General features: G+C 63.1%; 19 protein-coding genes. 11 read left to right on the plus strand and 8 right to left on the minus strand.

Annotated features, from left to right (window positions below; translation table 11 throughout):
• Nucleotides 1-16: 16 nt before the first annotated feature.
• The gene (locus AC0L25_RS05650; RefSeq protein ID WP_473594581.1) at nt 17-703 is read right to left on the minus strand and encodes a winged helix-turn-helix domain-containing protein; all 687 of its coding nucleotides are present in this window, start codon (nt 701-703) and stop codon (nt 17-19) included.
• Nucleotides 704-749: 46 nt separating this feature from the next.
• On the opposite strand from AC0L25_RS05650, the gene AC0L25_RS05655 reads away from it, so the two are divergent.
• Nucleotides 750-1,529, plus strand: coding sequence for a response regulator (locus tag AC0L25_RS05655; protein WP_473594677.1), 780 nt, complete (start codon nt 750-752; stop codon nt 1,527-1,529).
• 57 nt (nt 1,530-1,586) lie between these two features.
• Nucleotides 1,587-3,671 (plus strand): GAF domain-containing sensor histidine kinase, encoded by a 2,085-nt coding sequence (locus AC0L25_RS05660; protein WP_473594582.1) that lies wholly within the window; start codon nt 1,587-1,589, stop codon nt 3,669-3,671.
• A 52-nt stretch (nt 3,672-3,723) separates the two neighbouring features.
• On the opposite strand, the gene AC0L25_RS05665 is transcribed toward AC0L25_RS05660, so the two are convergent.
• A complete protein-coding gene (locus AC0L25_RS05665; protein WP_473594583.1) occupies nt 3,724-4,131 on the minus strand; it encodes a hypothetical protein in 408 nt (135 codons plus the stop codon).
• 69 nt (nt 4,132-4,200) lie between these two features.
• Between AC0L25_RS05665 and AC0L25_RS05670 the strand changes: the two genes are divergently transcribed.
• Entirely contained in the window at nt 4,201-4,602 is a 402-nt protein-coding gene (locus AC0L25_RS05670; protein WP_473594584.1) for a hypothetical protein, read from the plus strand.
• A 25-nt stretch (nt 4,603-4,627) separates the two neighbouring features.
• On the plus strand, nt 4,628-5,830 hold the full coding sequence (locus tag AC0L25_RS05675) for an aromatic ring-hydroxylating oxygenase subunit alpha (RefSeq protein WP_473594585.1): 1,203 nt from the start codon (nt 4,628-4,630) through the stop codon (nt 5,828-5,830).
• Between the two features lie 48 nt (nt 5,831-5,878).
• On the opposite strand, the gene AC0L25_RS05680 is transcribed toward AC0L25_RS05675, so the two are convergent.
• Nucleotides 5,879-7,291, minus strand: a complete 1,413-nt coding sequence (locus AC0L25_RS05680; RefSeq protein WP_473594586.1) for an aminotransferase — start codon at nt 7,289-7,291, stop codon at nt 5,879-5,881.
• Nucleotides 7,292-7,602: 311 nt separating this feature from the next.
• Here AC0L25_RS05680 and AC0L25_RS05685 point away from each other — a divergent pair, with 311 nt between their 5' ends.
• Genes AC0L25_RS05685 through AC0L25_RS05695 form a run of 3 tightly spaced genes read left to right on the plus strand, consistent with a single transcriptional unit; the run spans nt 7,603 to nt 10,469 of the window.
• Nucleotides 7,603-8,520 (plus strand): ABC transporter permease, encoded by a 918-nt coding sequence (locus AC0L25_RS05685; protein ID WP_473594587.1) that lies wholly within the window; start codon nt 7,603-7,605, stop codon nt 8,518-8,520.
• Nucleotides 8,521-8,530: 10 nt separating this feature from the next.
• Nucleotides 8,531-9,355: an ABC transporter permease gene (locus AC0L25_RS05690; protein WP_473594588.1), complete on the plus strand. Its 825-nt coding sequence runs from the start codon at nt 8,531-8,533 to the stop codon at nt 9,353-9,355.
• 40 nt (nt 9,356-9,395) lie between these two features.
• Nucleotides 9,396-10,469 (plus strand): ABC transporter ATP-binding protein, encoded by a 1,074-nt coding sequence (locus AC0L25_RS05695; protein ID WP_473594678.1) that lies wholly within the window; start codon nt 9,396-9,398, stop codon nt 10,467-10,469.
• Here the strand turns inward: AC0L25_RS05695 and AC0L25_RS05700 are convergent.
• From AC0L25_RS05700 to AC0L25_RS05715, 4 genes are read right to left on the minus strand one after another with little or no spacing between them, the layout of a single operon-like run.
• The gene (locus tag AC0L25_RS05700; RefSeq protein ID WP_473594589.1) at nt 10,433-11,743 is read right to left on the minus strand and encodes a flavin monoamine oxidase family protein; all 1,311 of its coding nucleotides are present in this window, start codon (nt 11,741-11,743) and stop codon (nt 10,433-10,435) included. The two genes, AC0L25_RS05695 and AC0L25_RS05700, sit on opposite strands and share 37 nt — an antisense overlap.
• Nucleotides 11,740-12,822 (minus strand): ABC transporter substrate-binding protein, encoded by a 1,083-nt coding sequence (locus tag AC0L25_RS05705; RefSeq protein ID WP_473594590.1) that lies wholly within the window; start codon nt 12,820-12,822, stop codon nt 11,740-11,742. The genes AC0L25_RS05700 and AC0L25_RS05705 overlap by 4 nt, the downstream gene beginning before the upstream one ends.
• A gap of 27 nt (nt 12,823-12,849) precedes the next feature.
• Nucleotides 12,850-13,566: a transcriptional regulator BetI gene (gene betI, locus AC0L25_RS05710; protein ID WP_473594591.1), complete on the minus strand. Its 717-nt coding sequence runs from the start codon at nt 13,564-13,566 to the stop codon at nt 12,850-12,852.
• 6 nt (nt 13,567-13,572) lie between these two features.
• A complete protein-coding gene (locus AC0L25_RS05715; RefSeq protein WP_473594592.1) occupies nt 13,573-14,358 on the minus strand; it encodes a class I SAM-dependent methyltransferase in 786 nt (261 codons plus the stop codon).
• Between the two features lie 193 nt (nt 14,359-14,551).
• Here AC0L25_RS05715 and AC0L25_RS05720 point away from each other — a divergent pair, with 193 nt between their 5' ends.
• From AC0L25_RS05720 to AC0L25_RS05735, 4 genes are all read left to right on the plus strand, one after another.
• Nucleotides 14,552-16,171, plus strand: a complete 1,620-nt coding sequence (locus AC0L25_RS05720) for a phytoene desaturase family protein (RefSeq protein ID WP_473594593.1) — start codon at nt 14,552-14,554, stop codon at nt 16,169-16,171.
• Entirely contained in the window at nt 16,158-17,723 is a 1,566-nt protein-coding gene (locus AC0L25_RS05725) for a phytoene desaturase family protein (RefSeq protein WP_473594594.1), read from the plus strand. Before AC0L25_RS05720 ends, AC0L25_RS05725 begins: the two co-directional genes overlap by 14 nt.
• Before the next feature lie 212 nt (nt 17,724-17,935).
• Complete coding sequence (locus tag AC0L25_RS05730) at nt 17,936-19,171, plus strand: aminomethyl transferase family protein (RefSeq protein WP_473594595.1); 1,236 nt, start codon at nt 17,936-17,938, stop codon at nt 19,169-19,171.
• A gap of 2 nt (nt 19,172-19,173) precedes the next feature.
• Entirely contained in the window at nt 19,174-19,431 is a 258-nt protein-coding gene (locus AC0L25_RS05735; protein WP_473594596.1) for a hypothetical protein, read from the plus strand.
• Nucleotides 19,432-19,579: 148 nt separating this feature from the next.
• Here AC0L25_RS05735 and AC0L25_RS05740 read toward each other — a convergent pair whose 3' ends face one another.
• Nucleotides 19,580-20,638, minus strand: a complete 1,059-nt coding sequence (locus AC0L25_RS05740) for a dipeptidase (RefSeq protein ID WP_473594597.1) — start codon at nt 20,636-20,638, stop codon at nt 19,580-19,582.
• Between the last annotated feature and the right edge of the window lie 42 nt (nt 20,639-20,680).

The following is a 20,680-nucleotide window of genomic DNA, read 5'->3' on the forward strand; positions in this document are numbered from 1 at the left end:
GGTGAGGGCCCCAGCCTCAGTCGGCGAACTGCGTCGGCGGATCGAACCGGTAGCCCGAACCCCTTATGGTGGTGATGGTTTCGGTGTCGAGCTTGCGGCGCAGCCGCACGATGCGCGAATCGATCGAACGATCGAAGGCATCGGCATTTTCGGCTGGCGCGGCGGCAATGATGTCGTCGCGCGTCAAGACCTTGCGCGGACTGGCCAGGAACAATCTGAGCAGCGCCACCTGACCCGGCGACAATTGTTCTTCCGTTCCGGAGCGATGCATGACCATGGCCGACCGGAGGTCGACCGTCGCGTTCTCCAGCACGACCAATTCCCCGGCGTTCCTGCCGCGCCGTGCCAGCAAGCCGCCGATACGGGCGGCGAGTTCCCTGACATTAAGCGGGCTCTCGACGACGTCGGCGGCGCCGAGTTCGAGCGCCAGCACCTTGTCGACGAGATCGGCCGGGCGGCAGATCAGGATGAAATCCGGCCCGCCCTCGCCGCCATGGCGCCTGAGCAGATCACGCCCTTCCGCCTGGCTGAGGCTGTCGCCGACGACGACGACATCGATGCCCTTTCCGGAAAGCAGGGATTCGGCCTCCCACGGCTGCCGCACCGCGCGCACGTCATGACCACGCCGTTCGAGATGGTCGGCGAGATCGGTCGCGACCACTTCGGCGACGGAAACAAGCGCGATGACGGATCGTGCAGCCATTTTTTTCCACCCTGCAACCGGCAACCCAAGATGAGTGCTGGACATGATGTTTATACCCAATCTACTTTCCGCTGAAAGCGGGAGCGAGAGCATAGTGCGGGCACGAATTGTCATCGTCGAGGACGAGCCGGATCTGAGGGACGCGGTTGCCGAGTATCTCGGCGCCAGCGGCTACGATGTCGCCACGGCCGAGAGTGCCAGCGCCGCGCGAACCTTGCTGGAGACGCAGTCGTTCCATTTGGCCATCCTCGACATCGCCATGCCCGGCGAGGACGGCCTGTCGCTCGGCCGCTGGCTGCGCTCGAAAATGCCGATCGGCATCATCTATGCCACGGCCGCCGGCACCGCGCTCGACCGCATCGTCGGGTTGGAACTCGGCGCCGATGACTACATCGTCAAGCCTTACGAATTGCGCGAGGTGCTGGCGAGGGTCCGCAGCGTGCTGCGCCGCGTGCCGCAGCCGGCCGAACCACAGGGCGCCAAGGCCGAAACAACTGCCAACCGCCGGTTCATGAGCTTCGGCCCTTTCCATGCCGATCTCGACGGCCGGTTCGTCACCGGCACCAACGGGACGGTCATCGACATGGCCAAGAGTGAGTTTGACGTGCTGGAGGTCTTCCTGACGCGGGCCAACCGTTTGCTGACGCGTGCGGCGATCTCCGAGGCGATCGGCTTCGCGGAAGATCCTGAATCGTCTCGCGCGGTCGATATCCGCATCATGCGGCTGAGAAAGAAGATCGAGGCGGACCCGGCCAATCCGAAATTCCTGCGCACAGTCCGCGGCGAAGGCTATATCTTTTCGCTGCCGACCGGCGAAGGTAACTGAGCGGCGCGACCACTGGTAACCACTCTCGGTGGCACGACTGTGAAATGACGGCTGATCATGACGGCTGAAGCAGCACGCAGCGATATGCACGGCGTCAGGCAGGGCGCGGCGATGGCCGCTGTCCATATCGTTCGCCGGCTTCGCGAAGCCGGCGATTGGCAGCGCGAGATGGACAGTATCCTTGAAACGCTCTGCGGGGCCATGGATTGCCAGCGCGGCATCCTGTTTCGGCTGCGCGAGCTGCCCGGCCAGGGCTTTGCCCAGTCGGTCGCGGCCTACTGGATCGACCCCCGATTTGGCGGCGAGCTGGCGTCGCCGACGGTGATCATGCAGTCGGTCGTCAATTCGGACCCGCTGCTGGAACGGTTGGCGGAGGACGAACGGCAAGGCAAGATCTTCGCCGGACACACGCGCGATCTCGAAGGCTTTCTGAGAACCGACTTCGAAAAGCAGCACATCAAGTCGTTCCTGTCGGTGTCGGTCTTTGCGCATGGCCACCTGTGGGGCACGCTGGCGGTCAACGACTGCGTCAATGAGCGTGAATGGACCGACGAGGAAGAGGCGACGCTGCACATCGTGGCGCTGGCCATCGGCGGCGCCATCGAACGATCGCTTTCCGATGCCCATGCCAGCGAAGTCATCCGCCGTACCATGCTGCAGGCTTCGCTCGACGCCATCATCGTCATCGACGAGACCGGTTCGATCATCGAGTTCAATCCCGCCGCCGAAAAGATGTTCGGCTATCAGCGCAGCGATATCCTCGGCAAGGACCTGCTCGACACCGTCGTTCCGGAATATTATCGCAAGGGCTATGTGTCGGGCGCCGAATACATGTCGGGCCGCGGCGCGCCGATGGTCGGCCAGCGGATCGAGACCGTCACCCAGAATGCGGCCGGCGAGGTCTTTCCGATCGAATTGACGGCGACCGAGATGCGGGTGGCCGACCGTCGCCTGATCTTCGGCTCGATCCGCGACCTGCGCGACAAATTGCGCGCCGAGGAGGAGATCGGCCGCCAGCGCGAAAAGCTGCACCAGAACGAGAAGATGGCGGCGATGGGTTCGCTGCTTGCCGGCGTGTCACACGAGCTCAACAACCCGCTTGCCGTGGTCGTCGCCCAATCGACGCTGCTGCACGAGTTCGCGTCAGACCCACAGACCAAGGTGCGGGCCGAGAAGGTGCGCGCCGCCGCAGAGCGCTGCGGCCGCATCGTCAAGAGCTTCCTCTCGATGGTGCGCCTGCATCCGGCGGCGCAGGCCGAGACGGATCTCAACCAGGTGGTCCGCGCGGCACTCGAAGTGACTGCCTACGGCGCCAGGTCGACCGGCATCATTATCGATACCGATTTCGCCAGCGGCCCGTTGCTGGCCATGGCCGACGCCGACCATGTGACGCAAGTGGCCGCCAACTTCCTCATCAACAGCCAGCACGCTTTGGCCGGCATCGGCGGCGACCGGCTGATCAAGGTTCGCACGTTTCGCAGCGATCGCGGCAATCCCTGTTTCTCGGTCGAGGACAACGGGCTGGGCGTGCCGGAAGCGATACGCTCCCGCATCTTCGAATCCTATTTCACCACCAAGCCGGTCGGCGTCGGCACCGGCATCGGCCTGTCGATCTCGAAATCGATCATCGAACGGCACAGTGGCAATGTCTGGTTCGAGGAAGTTCTGCCGAGGGGCGCCCGTTTCGTCGTCCAGTTGCCGGCGATCTCCGCCGGCGCGACTGCCGCCGGCGAAAGCCCGTCGCGCTCGAGCGGATTGCGCCATGCGCTGATCATCGACGACGAGCCGGATGTCGCTGCGTCGCTGTCCGACATTCTGGAATTGATGGGCATCAAGTCGCGGATCGTGCCGGCCTGGGCATCAGCCGCCGCGACTTTGTCCGGCCATATGCCGCCTGACATAGTCTTTTCCGATCTGCGCATGCCCGGCACCAGCGGCATATCAATCTATCGCGAACTGCTCGCCGAAAAGCCTGATCTGGCGCGGCGCTTCGTTCTGGTCACCGGCGACCTGATCGGAGCGAAAGCCGAAATCGAGGCGCTGCCCGCGCCGCAGCGTCCGCAGATCCTGGAAAAGCCGTTCAGCACGCTGGACGTGCGCGGCGTGCTGTCGGCCATTGCCGAGCAGGCCGCACTGGGCTAGAGCCGTTCTTAGTGGGAGCCTGCCTGGTGCTCTGGAGGGTCGCTCGGGGGCATCAAAAAACGTTCGGGGTATCGGTCAGCGGCGCGGTATTGGCGATCACGCGGACCGCGCGAGCCTTGTGAATGCCGGATTGCTCGGCGATGACGCGCAGGCAGTCCGCACTTTCGGCGCCCCAGGCCTGCCCCTTGCAGACAAAATCGATCTCCGGCATCGGCAGGCGCGCCGTCTTTGTCGTGGTCGGCGCGCCGTCGACGATGTTTGCCGGGGGGTTCAGTGAAGCAAAGGCTGGACCAACCGTCGGCGCGAAGGTCATGCCGACGAATGCGGCGGCGCCCAGCACCACGAACAGTGCCATCGGATGGTCGTTGGCGCGCCGACGCAGCGCCAGCTTCGGCCGCCGATCGTTACGCTCCGGCGCCTGCGGGCGGTCATTGTAGGCGGTCTGGATTTGCGTATGCATCGCCATTCCCTTCATTGATTTTCTTTTTCTGTTGAAACGAACCTAGCCGCACGTTGTAACGAGCCAACGATGATGCGTATGCGGCAATGTAACGGGCAAGAAACGGATGTTTCAGCATTCGGGGAGAACCCGGCCCCAAAAGCGGCAAGAAGGCACGCTTCAGCCTTGCTGCCTCCGGCGAGGGAAAGAGAACCGCAACGCGCATCGGCGGACTCCGGCAGGCCTCCGAAACAGGTGAGCCTGGGTGGCAATTTTCCATCTTGGGGAGTCCTGTTTTCCAGACAGCCTTTCTTGGCTCAAGCCGAGAATGCGGTGTCGATGGGAACCCTGGCTAAGACCCGGAATTTTCGGGATTTCTCAAGCTTCGAGCGTTTGAATTTCGACCAAAACGCCGGAGGATTTTGCGTCAAAAATTCGTCGTATTTCTACAAGCCATTGCATTTAAATGAAAAATATGATTTTATTGAATGAGCATTCAACAAAAGAAGAGCCTTCCATGAACCCGCACCTCCGTGACGTGGCGATCCCCAACAATTGGGACCGGCGGGGTCTGCCGGGTTGGAGTTACCATTCCGACGCCCTGCTCGAACTTGAGAAAGAATACGTCTTCCGCAACCACTGGCAGATCGCCGGTCACGTCTCCGACCTGCCGAACGCCGGCGACTATCTGACCATGGACGTGGTCGGCGAGCGCGCGCTGATCGTGCGCGGCAAGGATGGCGTCGTGCGCGCCTTCAACAACATGTGCCGCCATCGCGGCAGCCGCGTCGTCGCCGACAGCCAGGGCACCTGCAAGAACGCTCTGGTCTGCCCTTTCCATGGCTGGGTCTATAATCTCGACGGCACGCTGCGGGGCGCTGCCCGTCCGCGCTCCTTTCCCGATCTCGACAAGGCTGAATTCGGCCTGATGCCGCTCGACCTCGAGATCTGGATGGGTCTCATCTTCATCCGTTTCCGCACGGGTGGCCCGCAACCGTCGGTGGCCGAGCTCCTGAAGCCGATCGAGGCCGAGGTCGCCCACTATGGTGTCGCCGAGATGGTGCCGTCCTGGGGCATCTGGACCCAGAAGAGCCCGGTCAACTGGAAGTCGGTGCGCGATGTCGACAATGAAGGCTACCACGTGGCCATGGCGCATCCCGCATTGCAGGACCTTTACGGCGCGACCTATTTCGACGAGCCGTTCATCAACGGCGTGTCGCGTTCCTTCGCCACCTACAATCCGCATGCCGGACGGCGCTGGAGCGTCGAGCAATACATCAAGATCGCGCCCGAGGCGACGCATCTGCCGGAACACCTGCGCAAGGCCTGGATCTATTACGGCATCTTCCCGAACAGCGCGCTGTCGATCATGCCGGAATCCGTGCAGTTCTATCAAGAGTTTCCGCTGTCGACCGGCGAGACGCTGCTGCGCGGCGCCATCTACCGCTACCCCGACGAGACCAGGGAGCAGGCAGCGGCACGCTATCTCGCCTACCGCATCGATCGCGACACGATGAACGAGGACGTGCAGCTTTCCGTGTGGTCGAATGAATCCATGCTGTCGGAAGCCTTCGGCGGCTTTTATCTTTCCGACCTCGAATATGGCGTGCGCACCCACCACGACCATCTGCGCAAGCAAATCCCCGTGCTGGGGCTGGAAACGGCGCCGGAGGAAAAGGATATGTGGGCGCTCAATGACGCGCTGCGGTCGCAAGTGTAAAGGCGAGGCGCCGAAGCTGCGATCTCCCCCGCGGAGGGAGATCGGCCGTCACCCCTGCCAAACGCCTTCCCGCCGCAAATCAACCATCGTGCGCGAAATGCCTTCGCGCAGGATCGACACCATATCGTCGATTTGCTCCCGCGTGATGATCAGCGGCGGCGACATCACGCACATGTTGATCAGCGGCCGGACCAGCAGGCCAAGCTCATGGCAATGCGCGTCGATGCGCTTGCCGACATCCTTGTCGAGCCGCAGCGGATCGTTGCTTTCGCGATCGGCGACGCACTCGACGCAGCCCATCAGCCCCAGGCCGCGCACCTCGCCGACCAGCGGCAGTTCCTCAAGCGTCTTCAGTTGCGCCTGGAAATAGGGCGCGACTTCGCGCGTGTGGGCCAGCACGCTTTCCTCCAGGATATCGAGGTTCTTCAGCGCCACGGCGCAGCCGACCGGATGGCTGGTGTAAGTCAATCCATGCCCGAACATAGCATCCGGATGGTTTGAGCGGCGCAGTTCCTCGAGCAGCCGTTCCGAGATGATGACGCCGCCAAGCGGAAAATAGCCGGACGTGACGCCTTTGGCAAAGGTGATCATGTCCGGGTCGATGCCGAACATATCGCCGGAAGCAAAGACATGGCCAAGCCGGCCGAAGGCGGTCACCACTTCGTCGGAAACATAGAGGATATCGTTGTCGCGGCAGATCTCGCGGATGCGCCTGAGGTAGCCGTCCGGAGGCACGACGACGCCACCCGACGCCTGCACCGGCTCGCCGACGAACGCGCCGATCCTGTCTGCGCCGACACGGGCGACGGTATCGCGGAATTCGTCGACCAGGACATCTGTGAAGGCTGAAATGCTCGTGCCGCGCGGACGACGGAACGGATCGGGCGACGACAGCTTGATGACCAGATCGTCGGCGCCGTCCATCCAGTCGCGATCGCGCGGGCGCCCGTTGAGCGAGGCAGAGAGATAGGTCGAGCCATGATAGGCGCCGCCCCGGCTCAGGATCAGCTTCTTTTCCGGGCGGCCACGGACATTGTTGTAGAACTGCATGAAGCGCAGCGCCGTCTCGACGGCCGAGGAGCCGCCAGTGGTGAAGAAGACATGGCTGAGATCACCCGGCGCATGGCCGGCGATGCGCATGGCGAGTTCCGCCGACGGCGCGTTCATCGTGTACCACGGCGTGTTGTAGGACAGCGCCATCGCCTGATCGTACATCACCCGTGCCAATTCCTCGCGGCGGTGGCCGATATTGATGCACCACATGCCGGCCGGCCCGTCGATCAGCTTTTTGCCGGTGCCGTCGGTGATGTAGATGCCGTCGCCCTCACCGATCAGGGCGCGCGCCTCCGCGCCGACCGAACCGGCGAACGGCCAGGGCTGGACGAGATGGCGCTTGGCCAGCTCGACGGCATCGCCAAGCCCAGCCGTTTCAGTCGCTCTCAAATCTCTTGCAGCCGCCATCGTCGCCTCGCATCGTTTCGTCGCAAATTTCATCGGACAGGAAGCTCGGCGCCAACCACCGGAAAACCCGGCTTTCTTCGGCACATTTTGAATGTCCGTTCAATCAATATTACAGAAATAGCGCTTGATTTCAATCCGCGGATGCGCGCATGATGAAAGAAAGCCGGCAAGCTCGGAGCGCGATCAGCGATTGCGCCCTGAGCATAAGATTGGGAACAAACGGCCGGTGCGCTAGCAATGGGACGCCGCATGGCAGGACAATCCGCGCCAGCAACCGAGATCACGCCCGGGGCCCGGCCCGAGGGCCTGCAATGACGGCGGCTGCGGAAGGATCGCCTATATTTGGCATGACGCGGGCCAAGCGAAACGCCCTTCTGCAGTCCGAACCCGTCCAGGGTCTTGCCCTGATCAGTCCGACCTTTCTCTACGCGCTCGTGCTTTTGGTCCTGCCGATCCTGGTGGTTGTCGCGCACTCCTTCTGGACGCAGAACTACCTGACCATCGATCGCACCTTCACGCTGGAAAACTACCGCGTTGCGCTGACCGAGCCGATCTATCGCGACCTGCTCTGGCGCTCGCTCTACATCTCGCTGATGGTGAGCTTCTTCACGGTTGTCCTCGCCTATCCGATCGCCTACTTCATTTCGTTCCACGGCGGCCGCCATAAAAGCCTGTGGCTATTCCTCATCACCATCCCGTTCTGGACCAGCTACCTGCTGCGCGTGATGTCGTGGAAGGTCATCCTCGGCTACAACGGCGTGCTCAATTCCGGCTTGCTGGGCCTTGGCATCATCGACGAGCCGTCGACCGCGTTGCTTTACAATTCGAGCGCCGTCATCATCACGCTGACCCACGCCTGGGCGGCCTTCGCCATCCTGCCGATCTTCGTCTCGCTGGAAAAAATCGACCGCACGCTCGTCGAGGCGGCCAAAGATCTGGGTGATGGGCCTATTCGTTCCTTTCTGCGCGTGACGCTGCCGCTGTCGGCGCCCGGCATCATCTCGGCGGCGCTGATCGTCATGATCCCGACCGTCGGCGATTATGTCACGCCGAAGCTTGTCGGCGGCAAGGACGGCGTCATGATCGCCAACGCCATCCAGGCGCAATTCGGCAAGGCCTCCAACTGGCCGCTGGGGGCCGCGCTTTCGGTCACCACGATGCTGATCGTGACACTGATGGCCGGCGCCACCGTGGTCATGATCCGCGCCGCCCAGAGACTAGCAAGATGAGGCTGGCGCGATGACGGCGATGCGACGCTTCCTGGCCAGCGGCTGGCTGTCGGCCTATGCCTTCCTCTATGTCGTTTTCCTCTATTTGCCGGTCATCTTCCTGCCGATCTTCTCGGTCAACAGCGCCGCGACGCCGAAATTCCCGCTCTCCGGCTTCACCCTCAAATGGTACGAGGACCTGCCGCGCACCCCGGCGCTGCTTGACGCCGCCTGGAACAGCCTGGTCGTCGGCTTGTCGGCTTCCATCCTGTCCACCGTGCTCGGCATTCTCGCCGCCCGCTCGATCACCCGCTACCGCTATCCCGGCCGCCGCGCCATCAACGGCATGATCATGGCGCCGCTGGTGCTGCCCGAAATCATCGTCGCCATCTCCATGCTCCTGGTGATACTGCAACTGGGTTTGAGTCTGTCGCTGTTCACCATCGTGCTCGGCCATGTCCTGATCTGCGTTCCCTATTCGATGACCGTGCTGACCGCCGGCTTCGAAGGCTTCGATCGCAGCCTGGAGGAAGCCTCCGCCGACCTCGGCGAGAGCGCCTTCGGCACCTTTAGACGGGTGACGCTGCCGATGGTGGCGCCGGCCATCATTTCCAGCCTGCTCGTCTGCTTCACCATCTCGCTCGACGAGTTCATCATCGCATTCTTCCTGACCGGCACCGAGGCGACGCTGCCGATCTATATCTGGGGCCAATTGCGCTTCGCCTCGAAGCTGCCTGGCGTGCTGGCGCTGGGCACGCTCTTGCTGGCTGCCTCGTTCCTGCTGATGACCATCGCTGAAATCCTGCGTCGCCGCGCGGCAAGACGCACTCAGAACGAGGGAGGCCTCCATGTCTAAGCCGCCTCAAGCCGAACGACCCCACCAAACCGAACGACCAATGATCGAAATCCGCAACGTCACCCGCAGCTATGGCTCATTCAAGGCGCTGGACGACGCCTCGCTGACCATCAAGGAGGGCGAATTCTTCTCGCTGCTCGGCCCGTCGGGCTGCGGCAAGACCACGTTGTTGCGCATGATCGCCGGCTTCGACAACCCGACCAGCGGTTTGATCTCGGTCGACGGCCAGTCGATGGAGGGTATCCCGGCCAATCGCCGGCCAACCAACATGGTATTCCAGAGCTATGCGATTTTTCCGCATCTCAATGTCGAGCAGAACGTCGCCTATGGGCTGAAGCGGTTGAGGCTCGAACGGTCGGAAGAAAAGCGCCGCGTCGAAGAGGCGCTGGCCCAGGTGTCGCTGACCGGCCTCGGCAGGCGCCTCGCCACCGAGCTGTCCGGCGGCCAGCGGCAGCGGGTGGCACTGGCCCGTGCGCTGGTGATGCGGCCCAAGGTGCTGCTGCTCGACGAGCCGCTGTCGGCGCTGGACAAGAAGCTGCGCGAGCAGATGCAGGTCGAGCTGCGCCGCCTGCAGCAGGCGGTCGGCATCACCTTCGTCCTGGTTACGCACGACCAGTATGAGGCGCTGGCGATGTCGGACCGCATCGCCGTGATGTTCGGCGGCAGGATCGCGCAGGTCGCCTCGCCCAAGGAGATCTACCAGCGGCCGGTCAACCGTCAGGTTGCCGACTTCCTCGGCGGCATGAATTTTGTCAAGGCCGAGATCGTCGAAGACAGCGGCGCTTCGCTGGTCGTCGACACGCTGGGCTTCGGCCGCGTCAAGACCGAAAAGCCGAAGGCTTTCGTTCGCAATGGCGGCGCTGCCACGCTCGGTATCCGTCCGGAGCGACTGCGCGTGTTGTGGGACAATGCGACGGCGAAATTCGAGGTGGCCGGCAAGGTGGTCGAGCGCCATTATTTTGGCGAGATCACCCATTTGATCGTCGAGATACCGGGATTGGAAAAACCGCTTTCGGTGATCGAAACCAATGATTTCGGCGCCGACGACATCCCGGTCGGTACCTCGATCCGCCTCGCCTACGACCCCGAGGCGCTAGTGGCGATGGCGGATTGAATTCCCGAGATGATCTTTCGTGCAGCAATGCGCCCCGCCACAACAGCGCCTTCGATATAGCCCGGGAATGACGGCGACAGTTCGGACGCGGCGAAATGCAGTGGCGGCGCGCCGGCCAGGATGATGCGTTCGGCGTCGGTCGCCATCGCGTCGACAATGAGGTCGCTGTAGCCGCCGCCGCTCCAGCGCTCATGCGTCCAGTCGCGATAGCTGAGATCGAGCATGTCGGTAGCCTCCGTGCCGAGCGCGGCCCCCAGCCTCGCCGTCACCTCTGCGCGCAATGCCGGGTCGCCGAGCTCACGCCAGCGCAGGGCCAACGGCCCGCCGACGAAGACGACCAGCGCGGCATGGTCGTTGTCCTTGCTGGCGTCGCAGGCAAACAGCCCCGGCAGGTCGCGCCACATCACCACGCCGCTCAAGCCCCTTGTACGCCAGAAGGCACGGGGATAGCGCACCAGCACTTTGATCACCGCGCCGCTTTGCCAGACGCCGAGCGCCCTTCTCAGGCCAGACGGTAGCGGCGGTGCAAAATCCAGCTTCGAGGCCATCGTCGGCGGCACGGCGACAAGGGCCGCCCGTGCTTCGACCGCACCCCTCGCCGAAACCAGACGAACCCCTTCCGGCCGCTGCTCGATGGTCCCGACCGGCGTGTTCAGCCGCACACGATCGCCGAGTTCGCCGGCCAGATCGTCCGCCAGCGACTGCATGGTTTCGCGCGCGAAATATTGCAGCTCCGAAACCTCGTTGGTGATGCGGCGATCATTGTCGATCAGGTGCCACAACGGCAGCTTTTCGAGCGCCTGACACCACAAGCCCTCGATCATCGAACGGAAAGCCGCCTTGGCCTGGTCGGGATCATGCTGGCGATCGAGCCATATCGCGACGGTCAATCCGGCAATATCAGGCTCGTCCGGCGCGATCGCGTTCAAGCGTTCGCGGATCGCCATCGAACCCAGGTAAGCTCGGTCGGCTTGCTGAGCGCTCATCCGCGGCTGCGTGATGAATTCCCCCTTTACATAAGTCTCGACCATGGTCTTGCCGTGCGCCTGCAATAGCGCCATCAGTTCCGGCATGTCCTCGCACAGGAATTGGCCGCCGCTGTCGATCCGCTCGCCGAGCCCGTTCCGCTTGGCCTCCACGCGCCCGCCGACGCGATCTTGCGCTTCGAGCAGCAGGAAATCGATGCCGGCTTTCTTTAGCTCATGCGCGGCCGACAGGCCGGTGAAGCCGGCGCCGACGATGACGACGTCGGTTGTTTCGATCCCGCTCTTCAATAGCCGGCTTTGATCTTCTCGAACTCGGCGATCATCTTGAGCTTGAGATCCGAGGGAACCGGCGCCTGGAACAGCGTCTTGTCGATGAATTTCTGCACGTCGTCGTAGCCCTTTTCCTTCAGTACGGCCTGATCGACACCGGCCATGCCCTTGGCATTGGCTTGGCCATAGCCCCAGTCCTTGACCAGGATGTTGGCAACTGCCGGATCGTTGACGGCATTCAGATAGTCATAGGCCTTGTCGGTATTCCCCGGCGCATCCTTGAACAGCACATAGCCGCAGACCCAGGTCGAGATCCCCTCGTCGGTGTCCTTCTTAGCCTTGATCGGCACGCCGGCGGCGACCGACTGCACCGCCGCGTCGTTCCACGCCCAGGCAAGGTCGACCTCGCCACCACTCAACAGCTGAACGATGTCGGTGGAGTCGGTCCAGTAGGAGCGAACGTTCTTGTGGACCTCGCGCAGGAAGTCGGACGCCTGCTTCAACTGGTCGTCCGTCATCTTGGTCCAGTCCTTGAGCCCGATCGCCAGCGAGGCCAGCGCATAGGCATCGTCGACATTGTCGCCGATCGAAACCCTGCCCTTGAACTTGGGGTCGGCCAAGGTCTTCAGCGATTGGACATCCTTCTCGTCGACTTTGTCGGAATTGTAGGTGAGCTGCGTGTTGCCCCAGTCCCAAGGCATGAACCAGGCCTTGCCGTCGGCTGTGGTGGCGAGATCCTTCATCGCCATGATGCCGGGATTGAGGTCTTTCCAGCCTGATATCTTCGAGGTGTCGAGCGGCTGCAGCAGCCCCGCCTCGCGCCATTTCACCACGCTCTGCGAACAGGGATGGCCGAGATCGGCCTTGAAGCCGGAACGGGCTTTTTCAAACGCCTCGTCCTCGTCGCCGAAGAAGGTGAAAGTCGGCGAATCGCCATTCTTCTCGACATATTTCTGGTGGAAACCGGGATCCTCGTAGCCGGACCAGTCGAACACGATCAGGTCCTTGTCCGCGGCAATCGCAAGCGCTGCGACCGAGGCTGCCAGCGTCCCGGCCAGTGCCAATGTCAGCGTCAGACGTCGGGTGATGTGCTTCATTGCTTTTCCATCCTCTTTTTTTGATTTTCATGCCGTCTTGACGCCGCCGGCTGCTGGCCACGGATAATGTTTTGGAAATGCCGCCGACAGGAATTCGTTCGCCGCCTGCAGCGCGGTTTCGCGGGTGACGTCCTCGGTGCCCATCATCAGCCGCAGCCACAGCCCCTCCAGCATGGCACTGAGCGCCAGCGCCATGACCTGCGGCTCGAAGGCATAGCCGCCACTCTCCTTAAGTGTCGCGCAAAGGCCGATGAATATCTTCTGGTAAGCCGCATCGCGCGCGCCGCACAACGCCTGATAGGTCGGACGCGACTTGGCCTCACCCCAGAAGGCGCACCAGGCGGCCAGCTTGCGCTTGTTACAGATCGAGCGATCGAAATCGGCCGCAACCAGAGCCCGCAACTGGCGGGCAGGATCGTCGCCAGCCTTGGTGAGGGCTGCGCGCCAGTGCGCGGCATATTCGTCGGCCATGTATTGCAGCGTGGCGACGAGCAGCTTCTCCTTGCTCTCGAAGTGGAAGTTGACGATCCCGCGCGACAGGCCGGCGCCATCGGCGACATCGGCCATCGTCGTCTCTGAATAGCCGCGCTTGGCCAGCGAATCGATTGTCGCCTCGATCAGCTGCAGCTGCCTGACTTCCTTCGACGCCTTGCGACCGCGCTTTTCAGTTTCGGTTTTCCGCGCTGATTCAAGGAGGGCCTCCCTGGGCTCGGCTGTCTTCATGGGCGTGATGGTCTCCAGCATCGCCGGCTATCCAACCGGCTTTCGACCGCGAAGATGAGTGGGACGGTGCTCGCCGCTGTCAAGAACCTTCTGCATGGCTTCCCAGGTTCGAATGTTCTTGTCGACATAGGCGGCACCGACCGCAGCCGCAACCGCCGGGTAGAGCGGGCCCTTGAGACGTTTCAGTTCCTCCCGTGCGACCTCGCGATACCAGGCATTGCGGTCACGCACCTTGACGTCGGCAAAGCCTGCCCGGCGCATCGCCTCGGCATAGCGGGCCGGCGACGCCATGGTGCCTTCCGCGGCGACATAGGCCTTCATCTCGGGCGACGGCTCGCCGTCATGCGAGATCATCCAGTTCGAGGCGGCGAAGACACCGCCGGGCTTCAGCACACGGAAGATCTCGGCAAACACGGCATCCTTGTCGGACACATGCAGCAACGCATCCTTGGAGAAGATCACGTCGAAGGAAGCATCAGTGAAGGGCAGCGGCCGGGGCGGCGTCTGAACGAAATTGGCGCGATCGGGGAGCCCGCGTGCGGCCGCCCTTTGCCTTGCCTTCTCGATCACCGGCCGCTCCACATCGAGGCCTGTAACGTGGGCAGCGCCATGGCGCTCGAGCAGATGCAGCGTGACGCCACCCGAGCCGCAGCCTATGTCGAGGATCGTCTTGCCCTCGAGCGCAAGTCCTTCGACCACCCGGTCGACCTCGTCCGGCCCGCCCGGGGACAGGTAGCCGTCGCCCCACAGCGCCTCGAGGAAGCGGATGGCGGTATCGTCATATTCCGGCTCGGCGTCCGCCGTTTCGATCATCAGACCTCAGTTCCAACTGCCGAATGCCCATTCTCGATTGCCGGCAAAGCCTACCGCATAAATGGGAAAACGCAACATCATTTGTTGAACATTCATTCAATATGGCTAGACAGAATGGTGGCTGTCGTGCGAAATTCCGCGCATTCAGGGACGGATCACGCAAAATGTCGGGCAAAAAGAAGATTGGACCGGAATGAAATCCTGGGATGCGATCGTCATCGGCGGCGGGCACAATGGCCTGGTCAACGCCTGCTACCTGCAGCGCGCCGGGCTCGACGTGCTGGTCGTCGAGAAGAACGGCTGGGTCGGCGGCGCCGCCACCAGCAGGGAATTGACGCCCGGCTTCCTCTATTCCAATTGCTCCTATGTCTGCTCCCTGTTCCGTCCCGAGATCATGCGCGACCTTGAACTGCCGCGCTTCGGCCTGCAGGTGATCTCCTATGAGGGCGGCGCGGTATTCACCAGGGATGGCGACTATCTCGCCAACTACCGCGACCACGATGCTCACCGGCGCGAATTCGCCCGTTTTTCCAGACGCGACGCCGAAGCCTATGACCGTTACGCCCGCGACGTGACGCGGCAATGTCGCTTCATCCAGCCGCTGCTGATGCGCACCGCGCCCGATCCGACCAGTTTTCGGCCACGCGATCTCGGTGAGCTTCTCTATCTGGGCAAAAAGTTCGCCGGACTTACGCCTGAGGAAATGGCGCTGACGCTGCGCTTCTGGACCATGTCGATCTCGGACTTCCTCGACGAGTATTTCGAGACCGACGTCATCAAGGCGAATTTCGCGCTGTCCGGCATTATCGGCACTGCGCTCGGCCCGATGTCGCCGGGCACCGCCTACGTGCTGCTGCACCACTATATGGGCGAGGTCGACGGCTCGGTCGGCGCCTGGGGCTATGCGCGAGGCGGCATGGGCGCGGTCACCAAGGCACTCGCCGCCTCTTTCCAGTCGTCCGGCGGCACCATCCGCACCGGCGCCGAAGTCGATCGTGTTTTGGTCCAGCGCGGCAAGGCCAGGGGTGTGGTGCTGGCCGGCGGCGAAGAAATCCCCGGCAAACTCGTCGTCTCCAATGCCGACGTGAAACGCACCTTCCTCAAACTGGTCGAGGAAAAGGAACTGCCGGACCTCTTCCTGCGCCGGGTCAGGAATTTTAAGATCCGCGGCTCGTCGGGCAAGGTCAATATCGCGCTGGATTCACTGCCAGAATTCCCGGCGCTGCCGAAGGATTCGCCGGTCTATCGCGGCGACATGCATTTCACCGATTCGATGGAACGCATGGAACGCGCCTATGACGACTGGAAGGCCGGGCGCTGGTCGGCCGACCCGTTCCTCGACATGGTGATCCCGACGACGCTCGATCCGACCATGGCTCCATCAGGCAAGCATTTCATGAGCTGCTTCGTGCAGTATGCGCCACCGAAGGTGAACGGCCGCGACTGGACCGACGCCGACAGCGATGGTTTCGCCGAAAGCGTGATCGCCCAGATATCGGACTATTCGCCGGGTTTTCGCGACCGCATCGTCCATATGGAGGTGCGCACGCCGCGCGAGATCGAGGCTGAGGTCGGCCTCACCGAAGGCAATATCTTCCAGGGCGAACTGACCTTCGATCAACTTCTGTTCAACCGGCCGGTGCCGGGCTACGCGCAATACCGCTCGCCGGTCGCTGGGCTCTATATGTGCGGCTCTTCGACCCATCCCGGCGGCGGCGTCATGGGCGCGCCTGGCCGCAATGCGGCGGCCGAAATCCTGCGCGATCTTGCCAAGCCGACTAAGCATATGAGCCTGGCCCATGACGTCATTTGACGCAATCGTTATTGGCGGTGGCCACAACGGCCTTGTCTCGGCCGCTGTCCTGGCCAAGAGCGGCCGCAAGGTGCTGGTCCTGGAAGCTGCCGCGGATGTCGGCGGTGCGGCCCGCACCGAGGAGTTCGCACCGGGCTTTCGCGTCTCGTCGATGGCCCATCTGCTGAACCGCTTGCATCCCGATGTGGTGAAGACGCTGGAGCTGGAAAGGCACGGGCTGGACATTGCGCGCGGCGATTTCGTGCCGTCGGTGGCACTGTCGAAGGACAGCCCACCGCTTGTCCTGCATGGCGCCTATGGCGAGGTGCTGACCGGCGCCGGCTCCACCGAGCAGACCGCCTGGAAGGAACTGCGCACGCAACTGCTGCGCTATGCCGGCATCCTGAAGCCGTTCCTTGCGCGCCGCCCGCCCGAGCTCAGCGGCATGTCGCTGCTTGAGACGGTATCGCTCGGCCAGACCGCCCTGGCGTTGAAGAAGCTCGGCAAGGAGGACATGCGCGACTTCCTGCGCGTGCTGTTGATGAACGTTGCCGACCTGCTCGACGAGCAGCTTGCCGACGATCGGCTGAAGGGCCTGCTCGCCTTCGATGCCACGCTCGGCAGCCATCTCGGCCCGCGCTCGCCGACCTCGCTGCTCGGTCTATATTATCGGCTGGCAGGCGAGGCAGGCGGCACTGCCGGCGCGCAGGTACTGCCGAAAGGCGGCATGGGCGCGGTCATTTCAGCCATCAGCGTAGCGGCGGAAAAGGCAGGGGTGACCATCCGCAGGGCGACTCCGGTGGCAAGGATCATCGTCGAGAATGGCTGCGCCGCCGGCGTTGTGCTCGACAGCGGCGAGATGCTTCGTGCCAAGACGATCGTCTCCGCTATCAACCCGGCAATCACTCTCCTCGAACTTGTCGGATCGCGCGAGATCGACACCGGCTTTGTTCGGAAGGTCAGGAATATCCGCACGAAGGGCGATGCGGCGAAGCTCAATCTGGCGCTCGACCGGCCGCCGCAATTCGCCGGCGCCGATGCCGCCGGCCACAAGGGCCGTCTGGTGATCGCGCCCTCGCCCGACCATGTCGAGCGCGCCTTCAACCCAGCGAAGTACGGCGAGTTCTCGCCCGAACCGGTGATGGAGATCACGCTGCCCAGCCTTGCCGACCCGTCGCTGGCGCCGGATGGCGCCTGCGTGCTGTCTGCGGTGGTGCAATATGCACCCTATGCGCTGAAACAGGGCTGGAGCGCCGGCAGGGCGAAATTCCTCAAGGCGATCATGGCTCAATTGGAAGTCTATGCGCCGGGAATCGGCAAGACAGTTCGCCATGCCGAGCTGCTGACGCCGGCCGACATCGAGGCGCGCTACCGGATGCCGGGCGGTCACTGGCATCACGGCGAACTGCAGGCCGACCAAATGCTGATGTCGCGCCCCGTCTCCGGCTGGTCGGGCTACGACACGCCGATCGACGGGTTGTTCCTCGCCGGCGCCGGCTCGCATCCGGGCGGCGGCGTGTCCGGCGCGCCCGGCTTGAATGCCGCCAAACGCATCATCGCGATGAAAGGGTAGGATATGAACATCCAATCGGCTAAGGCCGAACTCTGCGGCGCCCCCCTCTGTCCTGCCGGACATCTCCCCCACTTGGGGGGAGATCGGCTGGCCGCACGGCCGGCTCTCCTTTTGCAACGTTGGCGATTGGCGAAATTCCCGGTGCCAGCCAATCTCCCCCCTTGTGGGGGAGATGTCCGGCAGGACAGAGGGGGGCGCGAAGGAACGCCGTCATGAACCATCAATCGAGCATCGACCCATCGACCTCCCGTACCACAGCACAATCCCATTTCCGCACCTTGCGGCTCGGCACGCCGTTTCAGCCGCGCATCGATGCGCTGGCCAGGACCAATGACTGGTACAATTGGGCCGGCTACCGCGCTCCACATTCGCTGTGGGACGAGGAGCTCGAATATTTCGCGATCCGCAGCCAGGCCGCGCTGTTCGACATCTCGCCGATGACGAAATATCGCATCGCCGGGCCGGACGCCGAGCCCTTCCTCAACCGAATCACGTTGCGCGACGTGAGCAAGCTGAAACCCGGCCGCGTCCACTACACCGCCTGGTGCGATGACGAGGGTTTCGTCCTCGACGACGGCACGCTGTTCCGCCTGTCGCCGGCACGGTTCCGGCTGTGCTCGCAAGAGCGGCATCTGCCGTGGCTCCTCAACAGCGCGATTGGGTTCGACGTGGCTGTCGAAGAAGAGACCGAAGCCGTCGCCTGCCTGGCGCTGCAGGGACCGACCGCCTTCGCCGTGCTGCGCGATGCCGGTTTTGCCGGCGTCGAAAGACTCAGGGTCTTCGACCTTGCCGAGTTCCCGCATGATGGTGACACGGTCACTATTTCGCGCACCGGTTTCACCGGCGATCTCGGCTACGAACTGTTCGCACCGGCCGATAAGGCGCTCAGCCTCTGGGATCGGCTGATGCTGGCCAGCGAACTGCGCGGCATCCGCGCCATCGGCTATACGGCGCTCAACCGCGCCCGGCTCGAAGCCGGGCTGATCGTCGCCAATGCGGATTTCACAACGTCCGAGCATGCCATCCGCGCCGACCGCTTACGCATGCCGGACGAGATCGGCCTCGGCTTCATGATCGACTTGGAAAAGGGTCACTTCAATGGCCGCCGCGCCATCGTCGACGCGCGGGCGAGGAAGCGTCTTCGCCATGTGCTGGTCGGGCTGGAGATCGAGGGCAACATTCCGGCCGAGCATGCCGTCGTCTACTACAGGAAAAGTCAGGAGGTCGGGCTGGTCAGCGCCGCCATGTGGTCGCCGATGGCCAAGCGCAATATCGCCATCGCCTCGCTGGCGCGGCCGTTCGGCGATACCATCGTCGACGACCTCTGGGTCGAGATCTACGCCATGCGCGAATTGCAGTACCAGAAGCTGATGAAGCGGGCCAAGGTGGTGCAGCGACCCTTCATCAAGCTCGACCGCCGCACCGCCAATCCGCCGGCGGATTTCTGATCATGATGGATGAGGCAGACAAGCACGACGTCGATGCAGAAGTCCGCGAGCAGTGGGAACTGGTCAACACGCCGCTCGGCGAAAAATGGTCAGGCCGCACCCGCTACGCAGCCGCCATGTTCTTCTACAGGCGCGGCGAGATAAATGCCGAGACGCTGGAAGTTTACCGCATCTGCGCCAGGCTGGATTCGACGGATCCGCTGCGGATCATCCGCGACCGTGGCGTCGGCCAGGATTGGCTGAAGCGCATGGGCGGCTAGCAATTCCACCTAGGCCTGTTGAGATTCAGGTCAGGCCGAGTCGAAAACGATGGTTTCCGAGAACCAGAGCGGAGCGTACTTAAGTACGTGAGCACCGGAAGCGCAGGAAGCCATCGTTGCAGGCCGGCCTCACCTGAATATCACAGGCCTACCCGATGGTCTTTTCAAGCACGTTGATCCAGTTGCGATAGGCGATCTTTTCGATCAGCGCGCGACCGAAGCCGCGCGCAGCAAACGCATCGAGCAGCTTCGGCAGGCCGGTGACGTCGCCGATCACAGCCGGGATCATGGCGCCGTCAAAATCGGACCCGAGGCCGACACCGTCTTCGCCCAGCGCCTGCAGCAGCGAATCGACATGGCGCACCATAATGTCGAGACTGGTATCGGCATTCATCCTGCCGTCTTCACGCAAGAACCCGGTGGCGAAATTCAGCCCGACCATACCGCCCGTCTCGCGGATCGCGCCGAGCTGCCAGTCGGTGAGGTTACGGGAATGGCCGCAGATCGCATGCACGTTCGAGTGCGTCGCGACCAGCGGTGCGTCACTGATCTCGGCGACGTCGCGAAACCCTTTTTCGTTGAGGTGCGAAAGATCGACCATGATGCCGAGCTGGTTGCAGGCCTTGACCAGTGTCTTGCCGGCATCGGTCAGGCCAGGTCCGGTGTCGGGCGTCGACGGGAAACGGAACGGCACGCCGTGGCCAAAAGCGTTCGGGCGGCTCCAGACGATGCCGAGCGAGCGCAAGCCGGCCGCATGCAGAACGTCGAGCATCGTCAGTTCGGGGTCGATCGCCTCGACGCCTTCGATGTGGAACACCGCCGCGATCGACCCTTGCGCCATCGCATTTCGCACGTCGCCGGCGCTGCGGCAGACGGTAAGCGCCCACGCTCGTTCCAGCCTGAACAGGATCGAGGCCATGGCGATGGTGGAATCGAGTGCGTCGGACCGGGAGAGTTCTGGCGGCAACGGCTCGTTGTCGCTGGGTGCCGGCGGCACCGCGCTGCGCCTGGATTTCTCAGCCGGCGGCGGGAAGATCGCGAACATGCCGCCGGCAAAGCCACCCTTCTTCGCGCGCGGCAGGTCAATGTGGCCGCCCTGCGTTCCCTCGATGAACAGCTTCTCGACATCCGCGTCCTTCGACTGATAGAGCCTGAGCAGCGTATCGTTGTGGCCGTCGAAGACGGGAACGAGGTCGGTTTCGGTCATAAAGGGATCATCAGTTCGATTGGTCGGGCAATATACCTACTT

Source organism: Mesorhizobium sp. WSM4813, from assembly GCF_055811555.1.

Coding starts and splice junctions, on each gene's coding strand:
- AC0L25_RS05650 (WP_473594581.1), bottom strand. CDS start 703: ATGGCTGCACGATCCGTCATCGCGCTTGTTTCCGTCGCCGAAGTGGTC.
- AC0L25_RS05655 (WP_473594677.1), top strand. CDS start 750: ATGTTTATACCCAATCTACTTTCCGCTGAAAGCGGGAGCGAGAGCATA.
- AC0L25_RS05660 (WP_473594582.1), top strand. CDS start 1,587: ATGACGGCTGAAGCAGCACGCAGCGATATGCACGGCGTCAGGCAGGGC.
- AC0L25_RS05665 (WP_473594583.1), bottom strand. CDS start 4,131: ATGCATACGCAAATCCAGACCGCCTACAATGACCGCCCGCAGGCGCCG.
- AC0L25_RS05670 (WP_473594584.1), top strand. CDS start 4,201: ATGATGCGTATGCGGCAATGTAACGGGCAAGAAACGGATGTTTCAGCA.
- AC0L25_RS05675 (WP_473594585.1), top strand. CDS start 4,628: ATGAACCCGCACCTCCGTGACGTGGCGATCCCCAACAATTGGGACCGG.
- AC0L25_RS05680 (WP_473594586.1), bottom strand. CDS start 7,291: ATGGCGGCTGCAAGAGATTTGAGAGCGACTGAAACGGCTGGGCTTGGC.
- AC0L25_RS05685 (WP_473594587.1), top strand. CDS start 7,603: ATGACGGCGGCTGCGGAAGGATCGCCTATATTTGGCATGACGCGGGCC.
- AC0L25_RS05690 (WP_473594588.1), top strand. CDS start 8,531: ATGACGGCGATGCGACGCTTCCTGGCCAGCGGCTGGCTGTCGGCCTAT.
- AC0L25_RS05695 (WP_473594678.1), top strand. CDS start 9,396: ATGATCGAAATCCGCAACGTCACCCGCAGCTATGGCTCATTCAAGGCG.
- AC0L25_RS05705 (WP_473594590.1), bottom strand. CDS start 12,822: ATGAAGCACATCACCCGACGTCTGACGCTGACATTGGCACTGGCCGGG.
- betI (WP_473594591.1), bottom strand. CDS start 13,566: ATGCTGGAGACCATCACGCCCATGAAGACAGCCGAGCCCAGGGAGGCC.
- AC0L25_RS05715 (WP_473594592.1), bottom strand. CDS start 14,358: ATGATCGAAACGGCGGACGCCGAGCCGGAATATGACGATACCGCCATC.
- AC0L25_RS05720 (WP_473594593.1), top strand. CDS start 14,552: ATGAAATCCTGGGATGCGATCGTCATCGGCGGCGGGCACAATGGCCTG.
- AC0L25_RS05725 (WP_473594594.1), top strand. CDS start 16,158: ATGACGTCATTTGACGCAATCGTTATTGGCGGTGGCCACAACGGCCTT.
- AC0L25_RS05730 (WP_473594595.1), top strand. CDS start 17,936: ATGAACCATCAATCGAGCATCGACCCATCGACCTCCCGTACCACAGCA.
- AC0L25_RS05735 (WP_473594596.1), top strand. CDS start 19,174: ATGATGGATGAGGCAGACAAGCACGACGTCGATGCAGAAGTCCGCGAG.
- AC0L25_RS05740 (WP_473594597.1), bottom strand. CDS start 20,638: ATGACCGAAACCGACCTCGTTCCCGTCTTCGACGGCCACAACGATACG.